Here is a 22915-nt window from a genome sequence, read left to right as displayed (position 1 = left end):
CAGCCGTACCGTCGAGCGATGACTGACTACGAGGCGGTGATCCTCGACGTCGACGGGACGATCGTCCGCGGCGAGGCGTTGCTGCCCGGCGTCACCGACGGACTGCGCGCGCTCGAGGCGGCGGGCTGTTCGCGGCTGCTCTTTTCGAACAATCCGACGCGGGGAGCCGATCACTACGGCGAGCAACTCGCGCCCCACGGGATCGACGTCGATCCCGGCACCGTTCTCACGTCGGCGACCGTTTCGGCGGAGTACCTCGCGGCGACCCACCCCGACGAGTCGGTCTACCTCGTCGGCGGGGAGCGACTCCGGGCCATCCTCGCCGATGCGGCCGTCGACCTGACGACGGATCCCGACGCGGCCGAGATCGTGCTCGGCTCGTTCGACAGGGACTTCTCTTTCGGCACGCTCTGGGAGTCCCTGCGGGCGCTCGAGGACGGCGTTCCGTTCTACGGCACCGACCCGGACGCGACGATTCCGGTCGACGACGGCGAGATGCCGGGGACGGGGGCGGTTCTCGCCGCGATGGCGGCCGTCGCCGGCCGCGAGGCGGACGCGATTCTTGGCAAACCGTCCTCGATCGCGGCCGCAGCGGCGATGGACCGGCTGGACGCGGACCCGCAGAACGTCCTGGTCGTCGGCGATCGACTCGACACGGACATCGCACTCGGCAACCGCGCCGGCATGGAGACGGCCCTCGTGCTCACCGGTGTTACCGACCGCGTGGATCTCGCCGACACCGACGCCGACACCGACCCCGATCACGTCCTCGAGTCGCTGGCTGCGGTCGGGACGCTGCTCTGAGCGCCCATTCGATCGGAATGCACGGATGCGATCGCGCGCGTCCGCGCCGCAATGGAGTCGATGCGAGCGCTCGAGAGGTATATTTATCCGTAACAGTCACCAAGTAGGAAATATGAGAGAACGCATCACAGCGGTGTTGCTCCGTGCGCGATACGCGGCGATCGGCGCGGCGGTCGGCGCAGCGATCGGCGGCCTGTTCAGTCGTAACGCGGCCAGTACCGGCGGCGCGATCGGTGGCCTCGTGGGTGCGACGATTGCCGATACTCGCGGGACCCTCGAAGGCACGCTCGAGGAGGTCAGGGAACTCGATCCCCGGTCCGACGACCCTAGCACCGACTGACGCGGGTTCGGTACACCCCGTTCGACCGGGTTTCGGTTCTCCTCGGTGCGCCGGTGTGAATCGCACACGAGCGGATCGCTTGAGCTGACGCGTCCGCATCGATCGATAGTGCCTTCTGAAACTCCTTCACACCCGATCGCACGACGGTTATGTGAGCAGTGTGTAACTCGTTTCGGGGATTTGTCTCTCGTGAGAGCGATCTATAATGAGCGGCGCTGTTTTTTGGACGGGTGCCCCGAAAGCCATCCTAGTTATAGATTCGAGCAGTGTCGGCCGATCATGATCCGTTTTCGATGGTGACGATCGTTTCTCGTGACCGCTTTCGATGGCAGTCGCAACTCCTCAGCCACCAGGAGTTGAGACTGGTCTCCTCAATGCATAGAGGCAATATTCAGTTTGAGTCACTTACACCGCCTCACGTTTTTCTCCCATCACCACTGTCTCACTCAAGGAGAGGAACAGCATTGGTCCACAGTTGTTGGAAGTACTGCTCAAACTCGGAGACGACTTGCGAATCGTTGATTCCGATCACACCGACCCGATCGTTACCAGATACCGGATGCAGAACATCGATCGTCGTCTCTACATTATCCACGATATCAAACGAAAGCGCAATTTCAGGAATCGTTCTGACAGTTATGTCTGCAGACTGGTTTTCAATTAGATGTGGGAACCGGTCAGGGAGTACGGTAACTACTTTTTCACTGAATAGGAGGTCGACAGACAAATCTGTATTAGCACCGTCGAAAAAGCCTTCCACTTCAGATTGGAGTGTCTCCCACGTCGCATCCTCGTAGGGAGGCCCAACGGCTGCTTGGACAACGTTCTCCGCGGTTCGCATATGCTGCTGGAGTGCTGTACTCATTTCGTCGCTCCCGAGCGATCCAAGCCAGAAACTACTCTCTGTTGGTGGTGTCGGCAAAAGGTTCGAACGAACTGTTTGTGCTGTCTCGTGGTAACGATCCCACTCTTGTTTCAGTTCATACGCTCGTTCAGCCAGAAGCCTGTCGACGACGGTTTCTGGCTGTACGGCCACGTACCGATTTGGGTCGCTTGACTGTCGCCAAATCAGCTTGCGAGCTTCAAGACCGTTTAGCACGTCGTAGATACGTCCTTTTGGGCCCCCACTAGTATCAGAGAGTTCGGCTGCCGTCACTGCCCCCGTCACGAGAAGCGTTCGATAGGCCTTCTCCTCGTAACTTGAGAGCCCAAGCTCGCCCAGTTCCGTCATAGATTGTCATTGTGCCTCCAAACAAATTGTAAGTGCTGTTTTGTTTCAATAGCCGTATATCGGCGGCTTCGAGACCTAACGATATGCATCCATACGTACTGCTCGCTGGTGCAATACTCTCCGAATTATTCGGGACAACTGCCCTCAAACTCTCCGATGGGTTTTCACAACCGGTACCCAGTATTGGTGTTGTTCTCGGATATGGGGCGGCGTTCTATCTACTATCCCTGACGTTAGAGGAATTACCGATTGGTGTCGTCTATGCGACGTGGGCAGCATTAGGGATCGTCGGTGTGGCAGGTATCGGAGCCGTTGTTTTTGGTGAACCAGTTGATCTGGCAGGCCTTCTCGGAATCTGCCTCATTATTGGTGGCGTCTACTGCGTTAACGTGGTTTCACAGATGTCTGCCCACTAAGATGGTGGGCACCAGGTCTGTGTAGAAACAGCCGAAAAGTGACACTGTGTTCCGACATCTTGTCCGTCCTCTTTTGAGGAGTTGTTCACCAATGATGTCCAAAAGTTATGATGTAATCATCGCTGGGGCAGGTCCAGCGGGGGCGCAGTGTGCACGAAATCTGGCTGACCGTGGGTACGATGTTGTCGTCCTGGAAACCGAAGCAGAAGATGAGTTCCCAACTCAAAGTAACAAATCTACCAGCAGAAGTTTGCATCAATGATGACCACCTTCGGCATCCCAGAGTCGCTAAAATCCCCGCATTCGGTTGGGAATTCAACAAGATTGGCCGTTTGGAGAGCAATCTGTGTCAGTTTCCGTGCACTGAATCGGCCGATACTACGCATTACAGGGCTGCTAAACTCGCCGTAGTCTCAACTTCTATCAGCCACCAATTGATATACCGAAATAGAATTTATCCGTCGCAAGCCGACCGTCGGTGGATCGCGATCGACCGGTGTCGGCGCTCGAGAAACCCGTCGCCGTCGGCGACAGTCGTTTCAGCCGAGTGGTTTTTTACGCAGCCAGCCGACCGTTCACGCGATGGGGGACACGTACTACGATGTCCTCGGGGTCGATCCGGACGCGACCCGGGACGAAATCGAGTCGGCCTATCGCGACCGCGTCCTCGAGACGCATCCGGATCACTCCGACGACCCCGACGCGGCCGAGCGGTTCCAGCGGGTGATGACCGCGAAATCGGTGCTCACGGACGAGACGGAGCGCGCGCGGTACGACCGCCTCGGCCACGAGGCGTACGTCGATCTCGACGACGGAACCGCCGCCGACTCGAGCGACGCGTCCGAGCGGTCGGCCACAGCCTCGAACCGCACGAATGCCCGACGGACGTCGGCCGGTAGCGGGACGGGGGCTACTGGGAAACAGACGACGAGCGGTTCGGGAACAGCGACTGGGACGAGAACGGCTGGATCGGACACGGCCGGCGGACGGACGACCACGAACGGCCGACAGACGAGCGAACGAACCGAGACCGATGACACTGCCGGAACGGAGAGCCACCACGCGCGACAGCGCTCCAAGCGCCGCCGGCAACGAGCGAAACGGCAAGCGGCGGCCGGCTGGTCGTTCGACGAGGACGAGACGGCGCGCTCGAGCGCCGAAACGGCCACGGCCGCAGGGGCTACGACGGACGCGACCACGGAGACGACGGACACAGCGGAGTCCGAGGGGACCGCGTACTCCGTCCACGACTGGAACGACGAGGTCGACCTCGAATGGGAAGGACCGAGGATCGATCAGACTGCAGTCCTCTCGCTCGGCACCGCTGCGCTCCTTTATCCGCTTTTCGTCGCCGCAAGTCTGACGCCGCTGTTTTCGCTCCCGATCAACGCGGTCATCGCCGCCTGTACGCTCGCCTTGATCGGCTATCTGCTGACGATGCCGCGGATCGCGGCCGTGACGTTCGGGATCTGGAGCGTGCTCTTTCCCGTCGGCATCGCCCGATTCGAATCGGTCGAACTCCTCTCGCTGTTCGGCCTGCTGACGCTGGCCTTCGCCTGGATCCCGCTCGGCTACGCGGGCGCGCTCTGGTGGGTCCTGCGGCCCTGAACTCAGTCGCGGTCGGACTCGAGTGCGTCGACCGCGTCCTCGACTCGCACCTCGAGTTCGTCGCGTCGTCGGTGACTCGTTTCGGAATCGAACTCGACTGCAAGTACCTGTGTCCCCGCGCGCTCGAGGGACCGTCGGTAGGCCTCTGCGAACGCCGCGGGCGCGACGCGCTCGAACTCGAGACCGTATGCGTCGGCGAGCGCGTCGAACGCGACGCCGTGGGGCGTCTTGAACTGGTCGGTAAAGGGCGGATCGAACGCCTCGATCGGGAGTTCGTGGAAGATGCCGCCGCCGTCGTTGTCCAGAAGGACGATCGTGGCGTCAACGTCGCACCGATCGACCGCGAGCAGCCCGTTCGAATCGTGATAGAACGCGACGTCGCCGGTCACGAGCACCAGCGGGTCGTCGGTCGTGCTGCCGGCACCGAGCGCCGTGCTAGCGATCCCGTCGATCCCGCTCGCGCCGCGATTCGCGAGCATCGTCAAAGCGGCGGTCCGCGGCCGGGCGAACCGGTCGGCGTCCCGGATCGGCATGCTGTTCGAGACGAACACCGTCGCCGGGTCCGGCGCATTCGAGACCACCGACGCGAGGATCGCACCCTCGAACGGGGCGGACGCGAGCGCGTCGGCGGTCAGCGCCTCGTCGCGGATCGCCCAGTGGTGGCGCTCGGCCGCGTCGAACCGGGCCTGCCACGCGTCGTCGGACCCGGCCTCCGCGGTCGTCACCGTCTCGAGCAGTCCGTCGACGACGGTCGCGGGATCGGCCGCGAGCAGGTCGGTTGCGGTAAACGTCGCCTCGCGCCACGCGCCTGCGGGATCGACGAGGAACTGTCGAGCGTCGGCGTCCCGCAGCCAGTGGCGGAGCGGTTTCGACGTGGGAGAGGCACCGAATCGGAGCACGACATCCGGCGTCGGCAACTCGGGGACGTAGGTATCGTAGCCGCCGTAGATCGTTCGCGAGTCGCCGTCCCCGTCACCGTCGCCCGCTCCGCCGACGTGGGGGCCGAATCGGAGTCCCGAGAGCGGGTCCGCGAGGACCGGCGCGCCGAGTCGATTCGCGAGGTCGACGACGGCCGCGGGCTCGAGCGCCGCGAGCGTCGTCGGATCGGCGGGGCCGGCGACGATCAGCGGTCGGTCGGCGGCCGCGAGCGCGTGTCGGAGCCGACGGCGGTCGTCGTCCGCGAGCGTCCGCGTTCCGCCGCCGGTCTCGACGAAGGGGCCGTCCCGTCCTCGTCCGGCCGTCGTCTCGGCGAAGGAGTCGGGTACGTCCCCCGGCACCGTGATCGGCTCGAGGGGCTTGCGGAACGGACAGTTCAGATGGACCGGGCCGGGTTCGACGCCGGTGGTCTCAGAGAGCGCGCGAGCGGCGGTCGTGCGGAGGCTGCGGACTTTCCGCTCGTCGGCTTCGGGCTCGGGAAGGTCGGCGTCCCACCGGACTGCGTCGCCGTAGAGGTCGACTTGGTCGACGGTCTGGTTCGCGCCGCTGTCCCGGAGTTCGGGCGGTCGATCGGCCGTGAGGACGAGCAGCGGGACGCGGGCCCGATCGGCCTCCATCACCGCGGGGTGAAAGTTCGCCGCGGCCGTGCCGGAGGTACAGACCAGTGCCGTCGGCTTGCCGGTCCGGCGGGCGCGTCCGAGCGCGAAGTAGGCCGCCGAGCGCTCGTCTAACTGCGAGTATACATCGATCTCGGGCTGCTCGGCGAACGCAACCGTCAGCGGTGTCGAACGACTCCCGGGGGCGATACAGACGGCATCGAGCCCTCCCTTCGCGAGTTCGTCGGTGAGGACGCGACCCCACAGGGTCGCGCGGTTCGGTGCGGACATCGGAGTCAGGTACTACTGTAGTTCATCGAGGATCGGACGGTACTTCAGCTGTACTTCGTCCCACTCTGCCTCGGGGTCGCTATCGCCGACGATGCCGCTCCCGGCGAAGAGCGTCACCGTTCCGTCGGCCGCGATCCCCGACCGAATAGCGACCGCGAACTCGCCGTCGCCATCGCCGTCGAACCACCCTACCGGCGACGCGTACCAGCCCCGCTCGAACGTCTCCGTGTCCCGGATCGTCTCCCAGGCCACGGCAGGTGGAACGCCGCCGACCGCGGGCGTCGGATGCAATGCCTCGACGATCTCGAGGACGTGACGGTCGCCCGACAGCATCGCCTCGATCGGCGTCTGGAGGTGCTGAATCGTTGCCAGTCGCCGGATCGTCTGGTCGCTCACGGTGAGATCGCGCGCGAACGGGGCGAGTTGCTTTCGGATCGCGTCGACGACGAGCCCGTGTTCGTGCTGGGACTTCTCGTCGGTTCGCATGCGGTCGACGTGCTCCTTGTCTTCGGCCGGCGTCTCCCCGCGGGGCACCGACCCGGCGAGGGCCTCCGTCTCGACGCGCTGGCCGCATTTCGAAACCAGTCCCTCGGGCGGCGCGCCGAAGAACGTACCGCCGATATCGTAGCTCACCAAGAACCGGTAACAGTTCGGATACCGTCGGCGCAGGCGCTCGAGGGTCGCGGGAACGTCGACCGGCCCCTCGAGCGTCACCGAAAGGGCCTGCGCGAGGACGGCTTTCGTCAATCGCCCGTCGGCGATTCGCTCGAGTACCGCCTCGATCTGGCTGGTCCACGTGGCGGGAGACGTCGTGCGCCGCGTCGCGGCGACGCCGGGCGTCGAACCGCTCGGTCGCATCGACGGCAGCGCCGCCAGGCGCTCGTGCCAGCGCTCGAGGCGGTCGTCGACATCGTCGCTGCGATTTCCGACCGCGGTCAGCCACGTTCCGTCGTCGGTCCGGGTGACGAGCACCTGCGGGACGACGAAGGAGGCAGCGTCGAACCCGGTCCAGGGTGGGGCCGGCTCGTGGCCGTCGTGAAACGAGACGCCGCCGACGGCTCGCGGGCGGGCCGCTTCGGGACCGTCGTGGACGAGCCCGTCGAAGGCGCGGCTCGCCTGCGTTCGAACACGGTCGAACCGGTCGGGACCGTCGGCGGTGAATCGAGCGGCGACGCCGCGACCGACGAGTTCGAGACCGCCTGGCGTAGCCCACTGGACGCGTGACTCGGCGCTCCCGTCGAGAATCGCGCTAAAAGAGACACCCTCGAGTTCGCGACTCCGGCTGACGAGGTCATCGGCACCGTCAATCGACCCCGTTTCGCCCGTCAGTCGGCCATCGCCCAACGATCGATCCATCGACCGCACGTCAGGACCGCCCGGCCTTCAGCCTAACTATTCTCCGACCGGGACACTAACTGTACCGCTCCTCCTGCCACGGGTCCGCCGTCTGCGAGTAGCCCCGCCGCTCCCAGTAGCCACGTTGGGGCTCGGTGAGGAACTCGATTCCGTCGACCCACTTCGCGCCCTTGTAGGCGTATCGATGTGGCGTGACGACGCGGAGCGGTCCGCCGTGGTCCTCGGGGAGCGGGTCGCCATCGAACGCCCAGGTAAAAAGGACTTCCTCGCGCATGCAGTCCTCGAGTGGCAGATCCGTCGTGTAGTCATCGAGCGCGGAGAACATGACGTGGACGGCGTCGTCGTGGACGCCGGCTCGGTCGGCGAGTTCGGGGAAGGGGACGCCGGTGAACTCGCAGTCGAACTTGCTCCAGCCGGTCACACAATGGAAGTCCTGTCGCTGAGTGACACTCGGCAGGTCCCGGAACTCGTCCCACGATAGGGACAGTTCCTTGTCGACCGCACCGGTGACGGTAAAGTCCCACGTCTCGGGGTCCCAGTCGGGCGTCCCGCTCTTCGAGAGGACGGGAAACGCGCTGGTTTCGCGCTGTCCCGGCGGCAGCCGCTCGTCACCGAACTCCTGATAGAGATCCGTCACGTCCGTCACATCCATACTCGTCGATACGTCCCGAAAGACGTAGATGTGACGCCTCGTCGTCGGCCACGCGATCGCCGGGCGACTGCTCACGTTCGCAGCCGCGATGCAGGACGGCCGGAGCCATCGATCGCTCGCACACACATCTCGCACCGATCGAAGGAGCAGTCCACGGGAAACACCCGATTGACACCCGGGGACGGGGTTCGAAACTGACTGCAACGGTCACGAAGCGGGGACAACTCGAGTGTTTCCCGCGAAACCCTCGCCACCACTTAGTACGGTCTCGGCGAGGGATAGCGATGCATGGCGAGCACAGAACAGTTCACGGAGCGGGAGATGTCCGGACAGACAACGGCGGAAGTCGGTGAACAGGCGATGGGGCCCGCGTTCGTCGCGTCGGCGGCGTCGGTTGGCCTCGCCCTGTACTATTATTTCATTCAGGGCGAACGCGAACTCGGGACGTTCGTCGGCCTGTGGCCCCCGACGATCCTCGCGTTCGCGAGCTACTTCAACCAGCGACGGATGCGCAAACAACTCCAGACGCTGACCCAGCCCGGAACGAAACTGCGGGACGCGATCGACTCGGTAATGGGTGGCAGTTGAATCGGCCCGCGGATCTCACCCACGCGGTCCCTGTATCGGCGTCGCACCGCCAGAGACGCCATCGGTTCGACCGCGACCGGGCTCCGTCTCGTCGGTGTTGACTCCCCGTCAAACCTAAATACCCCCTCGCCGAAAGCCGAATCAGATGCCGAAAGTAGAGATCACCATACCGGAACACCTCGAGATGCAGATCGCCCAGATGGTCGAACGCGGCGAGTTCGTCAACCGCGAGGAGGCGATCGAGGACCTCCTTTCGACGGGCATCAAGGCCTACAAGACCAGTGGACCCTCCGACGAAGAGGAGGGAGCAACCGGCGGCACCGGCTTCGAAGACGACGGCATGATGGGCCACGACGACGAATACGTCTTCTAGCTTAGACGCCGACTGCGAGCAGCGGTATCCCGAACGCGATCGCCGAGCCGACGAGTGCGACGAGTATCCCGATCAGGACGGCTCGCGCCGAGTACTCGCTCATCGGCGCGGTCGTTCGGTCGGCGGCGAGATCGTGACCGACGTCGGCTCCCGAATCGTCACCGTCGGAGGTTGCAGTGTCGTCCGTCATAGGTGCCCCTTCTCGACTCGGTCCCTTAAAGACATCTACAGCGGAGCGTTGAGCAATGCCGCCTCGGCCGTCCTGTCACCCGGAAGTATATATCGATCGAGTAACCATCGGTGGACGATGTCCTCCACGACGCTCTCCCGCAGGCGGGTCCTCGCTGCCGGTGGGAGCTGTCTTTCGACCGCGGTTGCGGGATGTTCTGGGAACGGCGGATCGACCAGCGACAGCGAGACCGTCCACGACACGAATCGGGTGTCCGAATCGACCCACGAGTACGACGTACTGTTCGTGCGCTCGGCCGACAACGCACAATTCATCTATCCGGACGATGCGGCGGCCCAGCAGGAGGACGATGAGGATCGACCACTGCGACACGATCACTTGTTTTTCGTGATCGACGACGACGATGCCGATACGCTTCGGATTGCCTCCAACGGGAACGCCGTGGAGGCGACCGAGATACGCGAGTTCGTCGCCGACACCGATTTCGAGACCGAGTCGATCGTCGTCAATCAGCGTCCTATCGGCGACTGCTATCACAGACAGGTGTTGGGCGTACAAGCGATGGACGACGACCTTAGTCTACAGTACTGTCGGACGCTGAAAGATCCGATGACGCCCTGCGAGGCGGATACCGACGTAATGCAGGCTGTCGTCTTTCGGGTCCACCGACCGTACGAGGAGGCTCCGTCGAGTCGTTCTCGGTCCGAGAGCGCGTCGTGCCGCGGATCGATCATCGTGGCCGGGAACGGATTCGAGACGAACACGAGCGGAAACGGATCCGCCGACACGGGTGCGACCGACAGCGAGGAGGGCAATCGCGAATGACGGGGCCGAACCGGCGCTCGACTCATCGACGGCGGTTCCTCGCGGGGCTCGTCACGGCGTCGGGAGTCGCCGTCGCCGGCTGTAGTACCCTCCCATGGACCGACGAGGAGTCGAACGGGACGTTCGCCGCGTCGAAGATCGACGGCATCCTGACGACGGCAGTGCCACTGGTCGAGAAGCCGATACCGGTCCAGCCCGACGCGAGCGCGGTCGACGACGCACTCAAGCGCGTCGACGAACTGCTGGCGTCGGTCCCCGACCCGCTCACCGCCGAGGCGGTCCCGAACGGTGTCGTCCGCGAATCGATCACCGACGCGCGGGACGAGGCCAGCGGGATCCGGGCCGGGGCGGCCGACACGACGGGAGCCGCGTCGTATCACGCCCTTCGTGATCTCCGAGGTGCCCGCGCCGAGGCCAGACAGGCGAGGGCGACGTGGGCGGCCATCGACGACGAGACGCTGACAGCCGATCTCGCGGACGAACACGGCGAACTCCAGCCGCGGCTCCGCGATCAGCGCACGTCGATCACGTACCGCGGGTCCGCCGACGACCTGCTCCGGTCGATTCTCTACTACTCCCAACTCGAGGCGGCTCTCGAACGGGCGGTCGGGTCCCTCACACAGTGGGCGATCGACGAAACCGCCACCGTCATCGACATCGGGGAGGCCGCCGGCGAACTCGAGTCCGCAGCCGCGACCGCCGATGTCTGGGAACACTGCGCCCGGCGGTACGAGGCGACGCTCGATGATCCGATCGACCTCGAGTCGGTCCTGATCGATGCGCTCGAGCGGTGCGTCGATCACGCCGACAGCGTCGAGTTTCCCACACAGGACGACGACTGGTTCGACGAGGTCGGCGTCGGCGATATCGACGAATCGTACATCGAGCATATCCTGTGGCGGACCGGTGGCGCCGTCGCGGACGAACTGGAGGGGATGAAGACCGCGGTAAGCGACGGGGACCCCGGAACGGGACTCCGTCACGCCGTTCGGTTCGAACAGGCGTTCCGAGTGTTCGAAGTCGTTCGGGATCGAATCGCGGCTGAGTCGGTGACGCTCCCGGAAACGATCGATGACATCCGAACCGAACGAGAGGCCGCGATCGAGGCAGCGGAGACGGCGCGAAACGAACTCACTGCCCCATCACCCGGGGCGTTGGCACTCGCGGAGACGGTCCAGCGACTCGGGTGGGCCGATCGGTCCGTCCGAAGGAAAGCCGACGCGGACCCCGACGCCGTCGTCTCGCTGACCAGCGAGTACGGCAACTACGTGCGCGTTCGTGCGTCCCTCGAGGTGCTTCCCGAGGCGGTCGATGCGTTTCGATCGCGCGTGCTCGAGGACTGACGAGGGCGTCGTCACGACGGTCGCATCCGTTGCTCGATCCAGACCCCTTTACTACCACCGGTGCGAAGGATCGGACAAGAATCACATGGTACTGACCAAGCGAGTCATCCCGTGTATCGACGTGGATCTCGACGAGGACGGGAACCCGGCGGTCTACACCGGCGTCAACTTCGAGGACCTGCAATACACCGGCGATCCGGTCGAGATGGCCAAAGCCTACAACGAGTCCGGCGCGGACGAGTTCGTCTTTCTCGACATCACCGCCTCCGCGGAGGGCCGCGAGACGATGCTCGAGGTCGTCGAGCGCGTCGCTGATGAGGTCTTTATCCCGCTCACCGTGGGCGGCGGCATCCGTACCACTGCGGACATCAAGGAAACGCTACGGGCCGGCGCGGACAAGGTCTCGATCACCACCGGCGCGCTCGAGCGGCCCGAACTGATCACTGAGGGCGCGCGCGCGTTCGGCAACCAGTGTATCGTCATCAGCGTCGACGCCAGACGGCGGTTCGACGAGGACGGCGAACACTACGTCGAGATCGACGGCGAGTCCTGCTGGTTCGAGTGCACGAAAAAGGGCGGCCGCGAGGGGACCGGCATCGACGTCCTCGAGTGGGCCGCCGAAGCCGAGTCCCGCGGCGCGGGCGAACTCTTCGTCAACTCGATCGACAAGGACGGGACGAAAGACGGCTACGACCTGGCGCTGACGGAAGCGGTCTGTGACACCGTCGACACGCCGGTGATCGCCTCCTCGGGCTGTGGCAGCCCCGAAGACATGTACGACGTGTTTACCGAGGCGGGTGCCGACGCCGGCCTCGCGGCCTCGATTTTCCACTTCGACGAGTACTCCATCGCGGAGACGAAGGCCTACCTCGACGAGCACGGCGTTCCCGTCCGTCTCTGAGGGCGTTCTCGAAACCGATCGCCAGCGGTCGGCGACCTCGGCGATTCGGTCGGGTATCCAGTACGTTTATTTCGTCCCGGTCCCGCGTTTCGGTAGTGAAGTGGCGGTGTACGCGGTGTGGCAAACCGCACGCGAACGATGACCCACCCTGTGACGCCTGCGGCCACAACAGCTTCGAGAAGGCGATCGTTCGCGTCGACGAGGAACGCGACTCCGGGGCCGGGAGCGGTGGCGCTCCCGACGGTGACCGCGACCCCATCGCGTCCGGAACCGTCGAAACCGGGCCGGACTACGTCTGGGCCTGTCCGAACTGCGGCCGGGAACACGTCCGGAACACTCCGCCGTGTTCGCGCTGTGGCAACCCGGACCTCGAGCGGGTCGAGCAGACCTACGACGGGCTCGAACAGGACCTCGACACGCCGAGTTGGTTCGAGGTCGCAAAGCCCTACCTGCCGCTCTTCGTCGTCATTGGCATCGTCGTCGCCCTGTTCGCGACGGGGATCGTCCCGCCGTCGGTGCTGCCGGGGATCGGCCACCCGTCACCGCCGGACGCGCCCGGGGACGGGGCCGAGTCGGGAGGGCTCGATCTCGAGGCCACTGAGGGGGCGATTCATGACCGACTCGAGAACGAACGGGACACAGCCGCGAGTCGGACGTACGACAGCGGCCTCGCGGCCTACGCGGAGTACCAGAACCGTCGGCTCGTCAAGCGTGAGTTCGGGGACTCCGATCCCGAGACCGTCGACCCCGGCAGGTTCGATCACGCGTGTGGCGATGCGATCCCTCAGGAGGGGCCGATCGTCATTACGGGCGTCTCGCCCGCGGACTACTCCGACGAGGCGGCCCTCGCCGACGCGATCGTCGCGGAGTCCCTCTCGCGGTACGGCGACGCGATGCGAACCGGGTTCGACGCGGAGGGCGTCGACGTTCACGTCGCCCCGAACGGGGACATCTACGCCTTTTACGCGACGTGCTGACGAGGAGCGCGGCGACGGAGAGGGAACGTGACTCGGATAAAAACGAGCGCCGAAATCGAATCGGACGATCGGTTCGCCGCCGATGGCTGCGTTTCAGGCGGCCGCTTCGAACGCGTTCTTGAACGAGTTCGCTTTCTCGCGAACCGTCACGGCCCCGTCCTCGAGACACTCGAGGGGGTCGGCATCGTTCTCGGTCTTGATGGTCAGGATGGGCTCGGTCTGGCCGCCCGACTGTTCGGGGTTGACGTCGTAGGTCGCTGCACTCACGTCGTCGTGCTCGAGCAGTGCGCCTTTGAGTACGTTCATGAAGGTGTGGTCCTCGCCGGCGATTTCGATCGAGAGTTCGTTCTCGGTGCTCTCGGTGACCCGCAGTTCCATGTCATCCACTCCGGTCGTCGGTTGTTTGTACCTTTCGAAGCCGCCGCTCGCGCGGGTCGCTGAAGGCAAATCACTATACGCCCCCGTTCGAACCACGGGACATGCGCTCGCTTGCGGCCCTGCTGACGGTCCTCGTCGCCGCGGCGCTGGTGGGGTCGATCGCCGTCGTACGGCGGGTCCACCGGCCGGCTCGGCGCTGGCGTGACGTGCTCCAGTCGCGATTCGTTTACGGCGTCCCGTGGGGATCGCTCGTGGTCATCGCGTTCGTGGTCTGTGTCTATCTCTTCGTACAGGACGGGCTCACGAACGTCGACGAGCCGGTGACGATCCCCTACCGGACCTGGTCGTACTTCTATCCGCTCGGGATGGTCACGGCGGCGTTTTCCCACGCCGGCCCCGGCCACCTCGTCGGGAACCTCGCCGGAACGGTGGTCGTCGCACCGCTGGCCGAATACGCCTGGGGTCACTATCCGGACGGGCGCGACTCGGAACGGGCTGGCTCGTGGCGAACCGATCCGCGAGTCCGTGCCGTCGCGGTGTTTCCGCTGGCGGTCGTCGCCGTCGGTCTGGTGACGAGCCTGTTCGCGCTCGGTCCCGTGATCGGCTTCTCCGGCGTCGTCTTCGCGTTCGCCGGCTTCGCCATCGTCCACTATCCGATCGCGACGATCGTCGGGATGCTCGGCGTCCAGAACGTCGTGTTGCGCCTCTATTACGCGCTGCAGGACCCGATCAGGGTATACACCGCCCAGCCAAGTCCCCCATCGCCGCCGTCGTGGGCCGGGATCGCCATCCAGGGCCATGCGCTCGGTCTCTTTCTCGGTTTCGTCCTCGGGATCGCGCTCCTCGAGCGTCGGGGGACCCGCCCGAACCCGCTGCGACTCTGGCTTGCCGTCCTCCTCTTCGGGTTCTCGAAGCGACTGTGGGCGATCTACTGGTTCGGCGGCGACGATTCGTACGTCCTCTTTCAGGGTCCAGGCGTCGCCGTCGTCTCGATACTCGCGCTCGTGGTCACCCTCTCGATGACCGCGTCGGAGAACCCGGTCATCCCCGAGCGACTCGAACGCCTGCTCGCGCGAGCGCAGCGACAGTCCTCCCGGTCCGACGGCGGGACTCCGTCGGCGATCGATCGGCCACTCGAGTTGGCGGGCGACACCGACGGCGACGGCGTCGTCGCGGCTCATGTCGACCGGATTCGCGAGATCATCGCGGGAACCCGATCGCGGGCCCGTGACTCGAGTTCGCTGCTTGGCCTCACCCGCAGACGGACCGCGTTCCTCGCGGTCATCGGCGTCCTCGCGGTCGTCGCCGGCATCGCCATCCCCGCCAATTTCCTGGTCGTCGAGGACGCGACGGCGGCATCGAACGCGGCCGTCGAGATCGAGGATTACACCGTCGAGTACGTCGAGGGCGTTCCGAACGGGCTCGTGACCGGAATCGGCGTCGAAGCCATCGAGAGCGACGCGGGTCTCGACTCGAGCGGGGTGATCGTCGCGAGTGAGCGACGCGAGATCTGGCTCGAGGCGGTCAGCGCCCAGCGGCTCTCCTTCACCGGCGAGGAGACGGTGTACGTCGGCGGTCCCGGCTGGCGCGAAGCGGTCCACGTCGAGCGAACCGGGTGGGAACCCGTCGGCAACGAGACCGTCTATCAGGTCTGGCTGTGGGCAGACGGCGAGGACCGACGGCTCGCACACGAGTCAAACGAGTCCCGGGCGGAGGCACAGATCGCCGGCCGGAACGTGACGATCAGTTCCGACGATGGGGAGTTCGTCCTCGAGGTAACACCGACCGAGACCGATGGGGTCGCGACGACGACGGTGCCGGCTGCAAACGAGACGACGACGGCGGGCGGACTCACCTTCGACCGCGAAGACGAGTCGATCTACGCGGCCGCCGACGGAACGCGAGTCGCGATCGCGAGCGAAGAGACGTACGGCGCGGTCGGATAATCGCGGTCCCATCGTGGGCGTGTAACAGTTACTTTTTAGTAATGGACGGAGTAGTTAGATGCATGCCATTTGATGCCAGTCAGCTCCGCAAACGGGGCCGGTCGCTCGCCTCGGTCGTCTCACCTTGGCTCATCGGTCGCCGTCCCGTCGCATCCCTGGCCGTCGGCGTCCTCGCGGCCATACTCGCCCTCGCAGTCGCAGCAGGTGTCGGGATGACGATCGGGAGCAGCCGCGTCGCCGACCTCGTCGTCGAAACGTGGACCGGTGCCGAATTCCACGTCGAGGTCGTGGCCGCGACCTGTCTGGTCGTCGGCATCGGCGCTGTAAGCGCCGCCATCACCGGCGGGTTCGTCCCGACGGTCGCGCTGGTCGCCAGCGTCCCGTTCGGCGTCGGACTCGCTCGGTACGGAATCGAATACACGGTCGGACACATGACGGTGGTCGTCTCGCTACCGGAAGCGTTCGCCGATGGGGCGGGCGCTGCGATCGTCATCGGCCTTCCGCTCGCAGTGGGCAGCTATCTCGTGGGTGTCAGCGCTCGGCGCGTCGCCGACAGCGACCGCGGTAATTCCGGCCCCGGGATTCGCCCCGAACGAACCTAAGCCGTCTCCCACTCGATCCGGAAGACTTCGGCCTCGAGCGTTGCCTCGGCTTCGGTGTGAAACGCGAACCGCTTCGCGATCGGGAACGCGGCGCGGAACGCGTGTGTCACCTCGCCACCGGCGTCCGCGGCGTAGGATTCGACGAACGACTGACTCCCCTCGTTGTGGATCGTATAGGAGACGTTCGCGATCTCTTCGGCCGTCTCGAGAAAGTCCCGATCCGCGTGTCGGTTCCCGCGTTGGGCACCGAACGGGGGGTTCGAGACCACGGTCGCGTCGGTCACCGAGAACGGATGCCGAGTGACGTCCCCGCGGAGCCACTCGAGAGTGCGATCGCTGCCCGCTCCGTGTCCGTCCAGAACCGTCCGCTCGTTTCGTCGAGCCAGGTCGAGGGCTCCCGAGTCCACGTCGATCCCCGCCACCCGGCGGGCACCGGCCAGCGACGCCGCGATCGCGAGCATCCCGGTTCCCGTTCCGAGATCGACGACGCGCCGTTCGAGGTCGTCGTGCAACCCGGCCAGATGACAGATGTGGGCCGCAAGCTCCGCCGGCGTCAGATACTGCTCGAGGTCGGCCGCGGGGTCAGCAAAGTCCACGATCGACTCGAGACGGCGAGCGAGCGTCCGTCGCGAGGGTCCGGTCATCTCACGCGTCGACGGCGATGGGTCCCTCGAGAGCGAACGCGATCCCGTCGCGGTCGGCTCGTTCCGCACAGGCCGCCAGCGCGGGGCGGACCTTCTCGGGGTCCGCGACGCCATCGACGGTGACGGTCACCGTGCCGACGCCGAGGAAGGACCCGGCACGGACGTAGCCGCGGATGCGATCCACTTCCGCCTGCGTCGCGAGCGAGCAGTCCTCGTCGAAACACGCGTCGACGGTCAGTTCGGCGGGGACCAGTCCCTCATCGGTCAGTCGCTCCTTGAGATCGCGGAGGTACTCCGGTGCCGTCGACTCGAGCGCTGCGGCCTCGATGGTAACCGGCGTGGCATCTGCGGGGTGACAGCGATCGATCGTGGAGCCGTGGGACGACGTCGTACTCATTGCCGCACCATACATAGGCTGCATACAAAAAGGTTATTGAATTCGCAGTAGTAATACGCCGGACGACCTGCTGCCGTCCGCGGAGCCGACGAGTCGGCCCGACGGGAACGCTTCCGCGCCGCGACAGGTTCGCATAGAGTTAAGGACGCTCCGGGAAAATTACACGTATGGAGCAGTGTCCACGGTGTGGGGGATCCGTCGAAGAGCTCTCCCTCGGAGAGATGTCGACGGTCGCGTGTCCCCACTGTGGGTTCGCCGATGTCCCGGTCGAACACCAGCCGGAGGGCGACGAGCCCGAATCCTGGCGGGACGCGTTCAACCGCTTCTACGAGGAGTCGGTCGTCGAGTGACCTCGAGACCCGTCGCTCTCCGTGGCGTCCCGAAAGAATCGCGGCCCGCGGTTGTGAGCCTTATTCGTTTGCGGCTGCCGCTTCCGCGTCCTCGTCGTCCTGTTGGTGGTCGACGTCCTCGTCGGAGCGTGCGGCGACGAGACCACCGCGGGCGACGCTGTACAGCGGTTCGTTCGCGTGGCTTACGCCGCTGATCGAGAACGGAATGTTCGCGTCCGCCAGGTGGTCACGGAACAGCGCCTCGAAGCCGCTCGGGCTCGAGGTACCGCCGGTGACGACGACGGGAACGTCCAGTCCTTCCTCGACGTCCTCCTCGTCGACCTCTTTGACGATGTTTTCGATGACGTAGTCGAGGAGGTTCTCGTAGTAGATCGAAAGCGCCCCTTCGACGCCCCCGACATCGGTCGTGAAGTCGAGTTCGAAGTCGTCCTCCTTGATCGAGGTGACCTTGTCGACGGGCGTTCCGGTCGCGCGGGCGGCCTGCTCGTCGACCCAGTCCCCGCCGCGGGCGACGGAGAACTTCATGACGGGCACCGCGTAGTAGGAGAGACAGACGTTCGTCATCCCGGCACCGAAGCTGATTCCCAGGCCGGTGAAGTTGTTGTCCGCGAGTTCGCTGTAGATGACGGACATGCCCTCGTTGATCGGTTCGGAGTCGTATCCCATGTCGTCGAGGAACGACTCGATCGTTTTCTGGTGGTACAGCGTCGAGAGATCGGAGTCGATCGGGTCGGCGGGGGACGAGAAGTAGAGTTTCTCGTCGGGATAGGCGGGTTCGCCGACGACCTGCTCGATAATGAGTTTCATCATCGGGATCGCGCTCTGCTCGTCGTTCGAGAGGATCCCGTGTTTCATCGGGCGGCGGGTCTCCTTGTTGAAGATGTTCGCAAAATTGAGCGCGTCGTCGCCGACGACGTAGACCTTGTCGTCCTTGCGAATGTGGAGCACTTCGCTTCGCGAGAGCATCTGCTCGGCCATATCTGAGTACTCGATCTCGACGAATGAGTTACGCTGTTGCACGAAAACCGTATCGTTCCCATCCTGCTGTGCTGACAGGATGTTCATCGTACCGACGTCCAGGCCTTTGGCCATACGTGGGCAAGGCCACCGACGGATTATAAATCTATGTGGATTAATTCCGCTTTCATAGATTACGATACAATTTCATATTTCCTCCAGCCAGACGACATTAATTCCGTTTTACGAGAGCCCGCAGTCTCTCGATGAGCCCTGAAAAGGGCTTTGCCACGGTTTCGACGGCACCACCGTCGTCGTCGGCCGTGGCCAACTCCTCCGCGCGCTGTTGTTCCCGCAGTTCCCGCAGTTTCGCCGTTTGGTCGTCGACCGTCGAACTCGAGGTGGTCTCTTTCGTCTCGCCCCCTTTCAGTCCCTTGAGGCCAGCGACCTGTGCATCGACGCCCGACGAGCGGGTCGTCGTCGTCCCGGCGTCCGAGTCGATACTGACGTCGTCGAGGTCGTCGCTCGAGAAGGAGAGCCGTTTGTGCTCGGTCTGTTCAACGCCTCCCCACGAGAGTTCGACGCCGTCCATCGCGTCGTCGATGTCCCGTTGGACCTCCGCGTCGGTGAGTTCGGGCTCGGCGTCGTCCTCGTCGGTGTCGGTTGCGACGACTTCGGCTTGCTGTGCCATGTCGAGGTAGTGTGCGATCAGCGCCGCGCCAGTCGAGGCGGTGATCCCGGCGAGTCCGAGGGCGTAGACCGCGACGACGGAAACGGTGTAATCGGCACCGTAGCCGTTCCAGTGGTCGGGATAGACGACCAGGAAGCCGACGACTGCGCCGGCAGTGATGACGACGCCGGCGACCGAGGTATACAGCATGCGGCGCTCCGAGGGCAGGAGTACGACGATTCCGAGCATGGTCACGGGAAGGGCCATCATCGCGAGCGCGTACGCGGGCCCGACCCACGCGAAGTAGCTCCCGGACCGCGCTTCGAACGTGTTGGCCCAGACGAAGAGTACGAGGGCGACGATTGCCAGCCCGATCCCGCCGAGAAACAGACCGAAACCGACGTAGACGTCGGTCCGGTCCTCCGGTTCACCGATGTATCGACGATAGAGGTCGAAGAGATAGCCGTCTGCGGCCTGTTCCGCTGCCATTAACGCTCCGTTTATGCTCCAGTACTATGACTGTTGGGACGAAAAACGAACGCTCGAGCGGCCGCACACGTCGCCTCGACCGCCGGACGGCGGCGACAGCTTCCGATTGCCGGACGGCAGCGATCGGCGGCCGTCCCAGTCCCGGCACGCAGGTCCCGACGGCGAGCACGGCGAACACGCGTGTTTCGGCACAGCGTGCAGTATATACGTCCGTGGGCGTTAGGGCGGCCAATGAGTCAGGAGTCGGAGTACACCGAGGGGGACCTCCGGAACACGGGAATGCGTCTCAAGCACGATCGGGAGTGGGACTACGAACTCGAAGAGATCGTCGACGCGATCGAGGAACGGGACGCGACGAAGGTCGGGCTCCAGTTCCCCGAAGGACTGAAGCGGCGCGGCCCGGCCGTCGCGGACGACCTCCGCGAGCTGGCCGACGACGACGTGACGTTCATGCTCTCGGGCCAGCCGTGTTACGGTGCCTGCGATCTCGACACCTATCTGATGAAACGCACCGACGTGTTCGTTCACTTCGGCCACTCGCCGATGAAAGACACGGACAAGGTGATTTACGTCCCGCTGTTCTCGAACGTCGAGGTCACGCCGATCATGGAGGAGTCCCTCGAGACGCTCGAGCCCCCCGAGGAGACGGAGGGCGTCGGCCTCGTTACCACGGCCCAGCACATGAACCGCTACGACGAGATGACGGCGTTCTTAGAGGAGCGGGGGTACGAGGTCCACAGCCGTCGCGGCGACGATCGGCTCACCCACGAGGGGCAGGTGCTCGGCTGTAACTACGCGAGCGCGGACGTACCCGCTGATCAGGTGCTGTACGTCGGCGGCGGGAAGTTCCATCCTCTCGGGCTGGCGATGGAACACCCCGACAAACACGTCGTCATCGCCGACCCGGTCAACAACGTCGTCACCGTCGCGGACACGGACAAGTTCATGAAACAACGCTACGGAGCCATCCACCGCGCGATGGATGCCGAGAAGTGGGGCGTCATCTTCTGTACCAAGATCGGCCAGGGCCGCTGGGAGATGGCCCAGGAGATCCTCGACGACAACGAGAACGCCTATCTCATCACGATGGACGAGGTGACGCCGGATCGCCTGCGAAACTTCGATATGGACGCGTTCGTCAACACCGGCTGTCCGCGGATCACGACCGACGACGGCCCGCAGTTCCATAAGCCGATGCTCACCCCCGGCGAGTACCGGATCGCCGTCGGTGACGAACCGCTCGATAGCCTCTCGTTCGATACGTTCCACGGCACCTGGTAGCGACGAGCAATCAGGTTCGCGCCGCGCTCGTTTGCCGATCCGATCGACTCGTATCGATGCGGTCGGGACACAGCGACTATCATCAGCGAACGACGGTAGCGACTGATTGCGTGCTCGCCAAATAGACGGAATCGAAATCGGACGTTCTCTACAGAACTAGCGAATCTAGTTGATTTTCTCCCACCAATGAGTAACCGAACACTGCATCCAAAGCAGTTTGGGGGAGATCTTTTGTATGGTAGTCCCCGACAGATAGTCGATGAGTAACACAGCACGGAGCGGGTCCGCGGCGGCCACCCGCGACGAACTCTTCGACGCCCTCGCCGACGGCCGCCGCCGAACCGTCCTCCGTCTCGTCCGTGACCGAACGCCCCAGGGAATCGGGAAAGACGACCTTGCGCTCCGGCTCGCGGCAGTCACCGCGGAGAAAGAACTCGCTACGGTGACCGACGACGACCACCATCGAGCGCTCGTCGCGCTCCATCACAGGCTCCTGCCCCGCCTGACGGACGCGGGGCTGCTCGAGGAGACCGACGACGGTCTGCTGCGGCTCGTCGATCGCCGGATGATCGACGGACTCGGAGTCGAAACCCTGTGTTCCGATAGCGAGGGGACCGATGCTGACGGAACCGATACCATTTCCGAGGCTCCGGCCGACGGTCGCTGACGGACGGGGCTCGCGGTAGACGGATCAGGGATACCCGACAGGATCCAACGCTTGCCCGCGATATCGCGGTGCACGAGGCCGACACGAGCGCGATCCCGGCTACTGTCACCACCTGCATATCCCGCACTCCGAGCGTGCCGGGCCGTCCTCGCTAGATCGGATCGGTACCTCGCTGGCGGAGACGACAACACTTACCCAATCGGTCACCGCATCCTCCCGTATGATCCGAAGCGATTGGGGCGACTGGCTCGTTCGCGACGTGGAGAACGCGGCTCCGGACGGCGTCGCGATCTGGTATCTCGGCTGTAACGGTTTCGTCGTCAAGGGCCGCGAGGGAACGACGATCTACATCGATCCGTACCTCGGTCTGGGCGATCCGCCGCGGACGATTCGCATGATTCCGGTACCGTTCGATCCGGACGACGTCGAAGCAGCCGACGCGGTGTTTGCGACCCACGAACACACCGACCACGTTCACGGGCCGAGCCAAGCGCCGATCCTCGCGAACACGGGAGCGACCTTCTACGCGCCCGACGACAGCGTCGCGGTCGCCCGCGACGAAGAGGCGTGGACCGACGAGTGGGACGTGGCCGGCGACCAGCTAACCGAAGTCGCCGAGGGTGACACCCTCGAGATCGGCGAGTTCACCGTCCACGTCGAGCAGGCGAACGATCCCGATGCGACCCACCCCGTAAGCTACGTGTTCGAACACGAGGCGGGGACGTTCTTCCACGGTGGGGACACGAAACCCACGGACGAGTTCGAGCGGATCGGCGACGAGTACGCGATCGATCTCGCGGCGCTCGCGTTCGGCAGCGTCGGGCGGATCCCGGACAAGCAGACCCGCGAGCCGAAGCGGACGCGCTGGTACAACGACGAGAACCAGATCGTCGAGTGCGCCGCCGCCCTCGAGTGCGAGCGACTCCTGCCGAGCCACTGGGACATGTGGAAAGGGCTCACCGCCGATCCGGCGGCGCTGCACCACCACGCGGCGAGCTTCGATCACCCCCGACGACTCGAGATCGTCGAGATCGGTGATCGCGTCGACCTGTCGTAGATCGAGCCTGAATCCGTCCGCACAATTTATAGTAGTGGTATCGTAACGTT

General features: G+C 64.6%; 26 protein-coding genes and 1 pseudogene. 17 read left to right on the top strand and 10 right to left on the bottom strand.

The window, feature by feature from the left end; translation table 11 throughout:
- The first annotated feature begins 18 nt into the window (after positions 1-18).
- Positions 19-804 (top strand): HAD-IIA family hydrolase, encoded by a 786-nt coding sequence (locus C486_RS17155; RefSeq protein ID WP_008458413.1) that lies wholly within the window; start codon positions 19-21, stop codon positions 802-804.
- Positions 805-916: 112 nt separating this feature from the next.
- Entirely contained in the window at positions 917-1144 is a 228-nt protein-coding gene (locus C486_RS17150) for a hypothetical protein (protein WP_008458410.1), read from the top strand.
- A 442-nt stretch (positions 1145-1586) separates the two neighbouring features.
- Here C486_RS17150 and C486_RS17145 read toward each other — a convergent pair whose 3' ends face one another.
- The gene (locus tag C486_RS17145; protein WP_049910658.1) at positions 1587-2375 is read right to left on the bottom strand and encodes a TrmB family transcriptional regulator; all 789 of its coding nucleotides are present in this window, start codon (positions 2373-2375) and stop codon (positions 1587-1589) included.
- 83 nt (positions 2376-2458) lie between these two features.
- On the opposite strand from C486_RS17145, the gene C486_RS20600 reads away from it, so the two are divergent.
- The 3 genes and pseudogenes from C486_RS20600 (at position 2459) to C486_RS17140 (ending at position 4399) form a co-directional block, all read left to right on the top strand.
- A complete protein-coding gene (locus C486_RS20600) occupies positions 2459-2791 on the top strand; it encodes a DMT family transporter (RefSeq protein WP_008458406.1) in 333 nt (110 codons plus the stop codon).
- Positions 2792-2885: 94 nt separating this feature from the next.
- Positions 2886-3082, top strand: a pseudogene (locus tag C486_RS20595) (FAD-dependent oxidoreductase); the annotation flags it as partial.
- Positions 3083-3373: 291 nt separating this feature from the next.
- Positions 3374-4399, top strand: a complete 1026-nt coding sequence (locus C486_RS17140; protein WP_008458405.1) for a J domain-containing protein — start codon at positions 3374-3376, stop codon at positions 4397-4399.
- A 2-nt stretch (positions 4400-4401) separates the two neighbouring features.
- On the opposite strand, the gene menD is transcribed toward C486_RS17140, so the two are convergent.
- Genes menD through C486_RS17125 form a run of 3 tightly spaced genes read right to left on the bottom strand, consistent with a single transcriptional unit; the run spans position 4402 to position 8230 of the window.
- Entirely contained in the window at positions 4402-6222 is a 1821-nt protein-coding gene (gene menD / locus C486_RS17135; RefSeq protein ID WP_008458403.1) for a 2-succinyl-5-enolpyruvyl-6-hydroxy-3-cyclohexene-1-carboxylic-acid synthase, read from the bottom strand.
- 12 nt (positions 6223-6234) lie between these two features.
- Positions 6235-7578: an isochorismate synthase gene (locus tag C486_RS17130; protein WP_008458401.1), complete on the bottom strand. Its 1344-nt coding sequence runs from the start codon at positions 7576-7578 to the stop codon at positions 6235-6237.
- A gap of 55 nt (positions 7579-7633) precedes the next feature.
- A complete protein-coding gene (locus tag C486_RS17125) occupies positions 7634-8230 on the bottom strand; it encodes a sulfite oxidase-like oxidoreductase (RefSeq protein ID WP_187290125.1) in 597 nt (198 codons plus the stop codon).
- A gap of 288 nt (positions 8231-8518) precedes the next feature.
- Here C486_RS17125 and C486_RS17120 point away from each other — a divergent pair, with 288 nt between their 5' ends.
- Both C486_RS17120 and C486_RS17115 read left to right on the top strand, forming a co-directional pair.
- Entirely contained in the window at positions 8519-8818 is a 300-nt protein-coding gene (locus C486_RS17120; protein ID WP_006184070.1) for a hypothetical protein, read from the top strand.
- Positions 8819-8963: 145 nt separating this feature from the next.
- On the top strand, positions 8964-9191 hold the full coding sequence (locus C486_RS17115) for a ribbon-helix-helix domain-containing protein (RefSeq protein ID WP_006184071.1): 228 nt from the start codon (positions 8964-8966) through the stop codon (positions 9189-9191).
- Between the two features lies 1 nt (position 9192).
- Here C486_RS17115 and C486_RS17110 read toward each other — a convergent pair whose 3' ends face one another.
- Entirely contained in the window at positions 9193-9381 is a 189-nt protein-coding gene (locus C486_RS17110; protein ID WP_008458395.1) for a DUF7550 family protein, read from the bottom strand.
- Positions 9382-9498: 117 nt separating this feature from the next.
- Here C486_RS17110 and C486_RS17105 point away from each other — a divergent pair, with 117 nt between their 5' ends.
- The 4 genes from C486_RS17105 to C486_RS17090 all read left to right on the top strand — a co-directional run bounded on the left by C486_RS17105 (position 9499) and on the right by C486_RS17090 (position 13427).
- Positions 9499-10206 (top strand): hypothetical protein, encoded by a 708-nt coding sequence (locus C486_RS17105; RefSeq protein ID WP_049910657.1) that lies wholly within the window; start codon positions 9499-9501, stop codon positions 10204-10206.
- A complete protein-coding gene (locus C486_RS17100; RefSeq protein WP_008458393.1) occupies positions 10203-11549 on the top strand; it encodes a hypothetical protein in 1347 nt (448 codons plus the stop codon). Before C486_RS17105 ends, C486_RS17100 begins: the two co-directional genes overlap by 4 nt.
- 85 nt (positions 11550-11634) lie before the next feature.
- Positions 11635-12450, top strand: a complete 816-nt coding sequence (gene hisF, locus C486_RS17095; RefSeq protein ID WP_008458391.1) for an imidazole glycerol phosphate synthase subunit HisF — start codon at positions 11635-11637, stop codon at positions 12448-12450.
- Positions 12451-12545: 95 nt separating this feature from the next.
- Positions 12546-13427, top strand: a complete 882-nt coding sequence (locus C486_RS17090; protein ID WP_008458388.1) for a hypothetical protein — start codon at positions 12546-12548, stop codon at positions 13425-13427.
- 93 nt (positions 13428-13520) lie between these two features.
- Here C486_RS17090 and C486_RS17085 read toward each other — a convergent pair whose 3' ends face one another.
- On the bottom strand, positions 13521-13805 hold the full coding sequence (locus tag C486_RS17085) for a DNA-directed RNA polymerase subunit L (protein ID WP_008458387.1): 285 nt from the start codon (positions 13803-13805) through the stop codon (positions 13521-13523).
- A 101-nt stretch (positions 13806-13906) separates the two neighbouring features.
- On the opposite strand from C486_RS17085, the gene C486_RS17080 reads away from it, so the two are divergent.
- Positions 13907-15751 carry a rhomboid family intramembrane serine protease gene (locus C486_RS17080; RefSeq protein WP_008458384.1) on the top strand — a complete coding sequence of 615 codons (1845 nt, stop codon included), beginning with the start codon at positions 13907-13909 and terminating at the stop codon, positions 15749-15751.
- A 62-nt stretch (positions 15752-15813) separates the two neighbouring features.
- Entirely contained in the window at positions 15814-16353 is a 540-nt protein-coding gene (locus C486_RS17075) for a hypothetical protein (protein WP_008458381.1), read from the top strand.
- Here C486_RS17075 and C486_RS17070 read toward each other — a convergent pair.
- Positions 16350-16997 carry an METTL5 family protein gene (locus C486_RS17070; protein WP_008458379.1) on the bottom strand — a complete coding sequence of 216 codons (648 nt, stop codon included), beginning with the start codon at positions 16995-16997 and terminating at the stop codon, positions 16350-16352. The genes C486_RS17075 and C486_RS17070 overlap by 4 nt on opposite strands.
- 1 nt (position 16998) lies before the next feature.
- On the bottom strand, positions 16999-17394 hold the full coding sequence (locus tag C486_RS17065) for a hypothetical protein (RefSeq protein WP_008458377.1): 396 nt from the start codon (positions 17392-17394) through the stop codon (positions 16999-17001).
- 167 nt (positions 17395-17561) lie between these two features.
- On the opposite strand from C486_RS17065, the gene C486_RS17060 reads away from it, so the two are divergent.
- Positions 17562-17744 carry a zinc finger domain-containing protein gene (locus tag C486_RS17060; protein WP_049888330.1) on the top strand — a complete coding sequence of 61 codons (183 nt, stop codon included), beginning with the start codon at positions 17562-17564 and terminating at the stop codon, positions 17742-17744.
- A gap of 60 nt (positions 17745-17804) precedes the next feature.
- On the opposite strand, the gene C486_RS17055 is transcribed toward C486_RS17060, so the two are convergent.
- Together C486_RS17055 and C486_RS17050 are read right to left on the bottom strand one after the other, a co-directional pair.
- Positions 17805-18836, bottom strand: coding sequence for a hypothetical protein (locus tag C486_RS17055; protein WP_008458373.1), 1032 nt, complete (start codon positions 18834-18836; stop codon positions 17805-17807).
- A gap of 97 nt (positions 18837-18933) precedes the next feature.
- The gene (locus C486_RS17050; RefSeq protein WP_008458371.1) at positions 18934-19860 is read right to left on the bottom strand and encodes a DUF7139 domain-containing protein; all 927 of its coding nucleotides are present in this window, start codon (positions 19858-19860) and stop codon (positions 18934-18936) included.
- Between the two features lie 231 nt (positions 19861-20091).
- Between C486_RS17050 and dph2 the strand changes: the two genes are divergently transcribed.
- The 3 genes from dph2 (at position 20092) to C486_RS17035 (ending at position 22865) form a co-directional block, all read left to right on the top strand.
- A complete protein-coding gene (gene dph2, locus C486_RS17045) occupies positions 20092-21141 on the top strand; it encodes a diphthamide biosynthesis enzyme Dph2 (protein ID WP_008458369.1) in 1050 nt (349 codons plus the stop codon).
- A gap of 259 nt (positions 21142-21400) precedes the next feature.
- Positions 21401-21808 carry a DUF7344 domain-containing protein gene (locus tag C486_RS17040; protein ID WP_008458366.1) on the top strand — a complete coding sequence of 136 codons (408 nt, stop codon included), beginning with the start codon at positions 21401-21403 and terminating at the stop codon, positions 21806-21808.
- 220 nt (positions 21809-22028) lie between these two features.
- Positions 22029-22865, top strand: a complete 837-nt coding sequence (locus tag C486_RS17035) for an MBL fold metallo-hydrolase (RefSeq protein WP_008458364.1) — start codon at positions 22029-22031, stop codon at positions 22863-22865.
- The last annotated feature ends 50 nt before the right edge of the window (positions 22866-22915 follow it).

Source organism: Natrinema gari JCM 14663, from assembly GCF_000337175.1.
Classification (GTDB): Archaea; Halobacteriota; Halobacteria; order Halobacteriales; family Natrialbaceae; genus Natrinema; species Natrinema gari.
The sequence above is the reverse complement of the archived record's forward strand: the minus strand, read 5'-3'. Positions and strand labels throughout refer to the sequence as shown.